Source organism: Allobosea sp., from assembly GCF_051860145.1.
In the GTDB taxonomy this organism is placed as follows: Bacteria; Pseudomonadota; Alphaproteobacteria; order Rhizobiales; family Beijerinckiaceae; genus Allobosea.
In genome coordinates this window covers 1-546 of the sequence record NZ_JBHYEM010000060.1, presented here as the reverse complement: position 1 = coordinate 546, position 546 = coordinate 1, and the positions used below count along the sequence as shown (strand labels likewise).

The 546-nt window shown below is 66.5% G+C and carries 1 protein-coding gene; it reads right to left on the bottom strand.

All coding sequences use genetic code 11. The features are described 5' to 3' along the window. The coding region (locus ACTIF2_RS27695) for a TRAP transporter large permease subunit (protein WP_439500353.1) at positions 1 to 546 on the bottom strand (546 nt) is incomplete at both ends.

Below are 546 nucleotides of genomic sequence, written 5' to 3'. Positions count from 1 at the left end.
GATCATCGACAGGCTGTCCATCACGCAGCCGAGCACGAGGTAGAGCAGCAGGATGATGGTCAGGACGAGCCACGGCCCATAGCCCTGCTCGATGACGAAGGTCGAGATCAGCTGCGGCACCTGGGTCAGCGCCAGGAAGGCGTTGAAGAAGGCAGCACCCAGCACGATGAAGAAGATCATCGCCGTGCCGACGGCCGTCGCCATGATCGCCTGCCAGAACTTCGCCCAGGTGAGTTCGCCGGACGCGAGGGCGATGATGCCGGTGCCGAGCGCTCCGACCGAGGCGCCCTCCGTCGGCGTGAAAACGCCCGTGTAGATGCCGCCCACCACGGCGATGAAGACGAGCGTCACCGGCCAGACGGCCGCGAGTGCCCGCCAGCGCTCCGGAAAGGCCATGCGCGGCTGGCGGCCGGCGCTCTCCGGATAGAGCCGCACATAGAGCGCGATGACGAGCACGTAGCCGATGGCGGCCAGGATGCCGGGGATGAAGGCGGCGAGGAACAGCTTGGCGATGTTCTGCTCGGTCAGCGTCGCATAGACGACGAG